Origin of the sequence: Luteibacter sp., assembly GCF_051958795.1 — a bacterium.
GTDB lineage: Bacteria > Pseudomonadota > Gammaproteobacteria > Xanthomonadales > Rhodanobacteraceae > Luteibacter.
Genome location: NZ_JBQCFT010000436.1, coordinates 1 through 2,944 on the forward strand (window position 1 = coordinate 1; position 2,944 = coordinate 2,944).

General features: G+C 61.9%; 3 protein-coding genes and 1 pseudogene. All 4 read left to right on the forward strand.

Going from position 1 to position 2,944, the window contains the following annotated elements:
• The first annotated feature begins 216 nt into the window (after positions 1-216).
• Positions 217-816 (forward strand): hypothetical protein, encoded by a 600-nt coding sequence (locus tag ACTHLF_RS21540; protein WP_440330331.1) that lies wholly within the window; start codon positions 217-219, stop codon positions 814-816.
• Positions 813-2,294 (forward strand): XVIPCD domain-containing protein, encoded by a 1,482-nt coding sequence (locus ACTHLF_RS21545; protein WP_440330333.1) that lies wholly within the window; start codon positions 813-815, stop codon positions 2,292-2,294. Before ACTHLF_RS21540 ends, ACTHLF_RS21545 begins: the two co-directional genes overlap by 4 nt.
• A 40-nt stretch (positions 2,295-2,334) precedes the next feature.
• Positions 2,335-2,679: a hypothetical protein gene (locus ACTHLF_RS21550; RefSeq protein ID WP_440330335.1), complete on the forward strand. Its 345-nt coding sequence runs from the start codon at positions 2,335-2,337 to the stop codon at positions 2,677-2,679.
• A gap of 42 nt (positions 2,680-2,721) precedes the next feature.
• Positions 2,722-2,944: pseudogene (locus ACTHLF_RS21555) on the forward strand (type IV secretory system conjugative DNA transfer family protein); the annotation flags it as partial.

A 2,944-nucleotide genomic window follows, 5' to 3' on the forward strand; every position in this document is an offset into this window, starting at 1 on the left:
TGTTACTGTGCTCGTCTGAGCTGTAGCAGGCCGTCACGCAACAGTCGGCCGTGTTAGCTACCCAGCCGGAGCACCATCAGGCCCCAACGCAGCAGGGGTCGACGCCATCGCCGGGCCTTTAAGCGCGCAACTCACCGCGCATCCGCACATTAACCAGGAGCTACACATGGCAAACGATCTTGCAAAGCACGCCCGGCATGCCGGAAGGAGAAAGACTTGAACCCGACCCGATGGCGGCACGTTGCCGCTACCGCATCCCTGTTCCTTGCCCTGCCCTTTTCCGCTACCGGTGCCACCATGAACAAGCCTGACGTCAAGCTCAATCCGAACCCGCGCATGCGCTACGAAATCACCATCGAGGTGAACGACGCACCGGGCCCGTTCGACAGTGTCGACGCGAACATCAATTACCGCGTCGCCAATGACGCCTGCGTACCCCTCACGCCGGTCGTCGGCGCGACCGTGGCGCCAACGCGCCGCGAGCCGGTCAAGCTCACCCACGCGGGTGGGAACACCTATAAGGGCGAATTCTTCGCCGACCTCCTCCAGGACGAGGACTACTACGGCAAGGGCGTCTGCCACTGGTCGGTCGTCTCGGCCGATGTCGAAGCCCACAAGGGGAAGATGGATTTCGCTTCCTCGGTGTTCAACGAGGACATCTTCAACCACAAGGAAGTCACCCGGTTCTACGCCAACCGCGCCTATGCCGAAGACCAGACCGCCCTGGTCAACAGCGGTAATCCGGATCGCAGCCAGTTCAAGGATCCGTCCAAGACCTTCTCCATCACGCTGCGCGCGGCGGAGAAGACCTTATGACAATCCGCTCAACGGACTATGCGCTGCTCGCGCAGGAGAGCTACCACGACAGCCAGGTCGATGCCGACGTCAAACTCGATGGCATTGCCTACAAGGTCTTCGCCACCACCGATGACCCGCTCACGGGGTTCCAGGCCACCGCGTACCAGCGCCAGGACACCGGCGAAGTCGTCATCGCCTATCGCGGTACGGAATTCGACCGCGAGCCCGTTCGCGACGGCGGCGTCGATGCCGGCATGGTGCTGCTGGGGGTGAATGCCCAGTCGCCTGCCTCCGAGCTATTTACCCGCGAAGTGATCGAGAAGGCGACGCACGAAGCCGAACTCAATGACCGCGAGCCCCGGATCACCGTGACTGGCCACTCCCTCGGCGGCACCCTCGCCGAAATCAACGCGGCCAAGTACGGCCTGCACGGCGAAACCTTCAACGCATACGGTGCGGCCAGCCTCAAGGGCATTCCGGAAGGCGGCAATACCGTGATCGACCACGTGCGCGCCGGCGACATCGTCAGCGCCGCCAGCCCGCACTACGGGCAGGTGCGCGTGTATGCGGCCCAACAGGATATCGACACACTTCAGCACGCCGGCTACCGCGACGACAGCGGCATCCTGAGCCTGCGCAACCCGATCAAGGCCACGGATTTCGACGCGCACGCCATCGACAACTTCGTGCCGAACAGCAAGCTGCTCGGCCAGTCGATCATCGCGCCGGAGAACGAGGCCCGTTATGAAGCCCACAAGGGCATGGTCGACCGCTACCGCGATGACGTGGCTGACATCCGCATGCTCGTCTCCGCTCCCCTGAACATCCCGCGCACCATCGGCGATATCAAGGATGCGGTGGAACGCGAGGCATTTGAGCTAGCTGGCAAGGGCATCCTCGCCGTTGAACACGGCATCGAAGAGGTCGTGCACGAGGCGAAGGAAGGCTTCGAGCATCTCAAGGAAGGCTTTGAGCACCTGAAGGAAGAAGTCAGCGAGGGCTTCCATGCCTTCGAGGAAAAGGCCTCCAGCGCGTGGCATACGCTGACCCATCCCAAGGAATGGTTCGAGCACGACAAGCCGCAGGTCGCCCTGAACCACCCACAGCACCCGGACAACGAACTGTTCAAGAAAGTGCTCGAAGGCGTGCACCAGGTTGATGCGAAGCAGGGTCGTTCACCCGACCAGCTCAGTGAGAACCTGGCCGCATCGCTTACCGTGGCTGCGCGCAAGGAAGGCCTGGACAAGGTCAACCACGTGCTGCTCGACGCCCCCGGCATTCGCACCTACGCCGTGCAGGGTGAGCTCAACTCTCCGCTGAAGCAGGTCGCTAGTGTCGATAACGCCCAGGCGGTCGCCACACCGGTGGCCCAGAGCAGCGCACAGTGGCAGCAGGCTGCCGAGGTGCGGCAGGCACAGCAGAATGAGGCGCTTGCGCAGCAGCAGGCGCAACAGCAGCAGAACAACCGGCCCAACCATGGGGTTGCCGGCCCGTGAAACGCAGTCGTCCCACATCTATCATCGCTAAGGACATTCCATGAAGAACTGGATCTTCCTCGTTGGCTTCCTGATCTCTACCGCCGCGGTGGCAGACGTCGGACCCGACGACCTCACCTATCGAAAGAGCGATCCGTTCTTGTTCTGCCACGAAGGCCAGGACGTGAAGCTGAAACCCTTGCGCTGCTGGTCACCCATCGCCCCATACACAGGGGCGTGGATGACCTCTCCGTGGTGCAAGCCCGTCATGACCTACGGCAAGGACTGGGATCAGGACGATACGATTTCGCTCAAGGAGTACCTCCGTGTCTGCCCGAAGGCGATCACCTCAGGCGAATGGACAGGTACATTTGGCGGCGAATCTCTCTCGCCGATGCAACACTGATCAGATCCTGCACACGAAACAGGCGTTCCATAAGGACAAGTTATGACGAGCAACAGGGGATGGTGGGCCGCGGCCCTCGCGGTGGTCGCCCTTCTGGCCGGCGAATATTTCGCCGGCCTTTTGACGTTGTGGTTCCTCGGCCTTGGCCAGGTACCGCTCGGATTCATGACGTTCATCAACTACGTCAAGGCGCTGGATCTCCCCCAGGTCCAGCCTTACGTCTGGAAGATCAAGACGGCCGGCATCATTGGCTTCCTGATTCCCC

Bases quoted from the DNA above. Each gene is read 5' to 3' on its own strand.
- ACTHLF_RS21545 (WP_440330333.1), top strand. From the start codon at position 813: ATGACAATCCGCTCAACGGACTATGCGCTGCTCGCGCAGGAGAGCTAC.
- ACTHLF_RS21550 (WP_440330335.1), top strand. From the start codon at position 2,335: ATGAAGAACTGGATCTTCCTCGTTGGCTTCCTGATCTCTACCGCCGCG.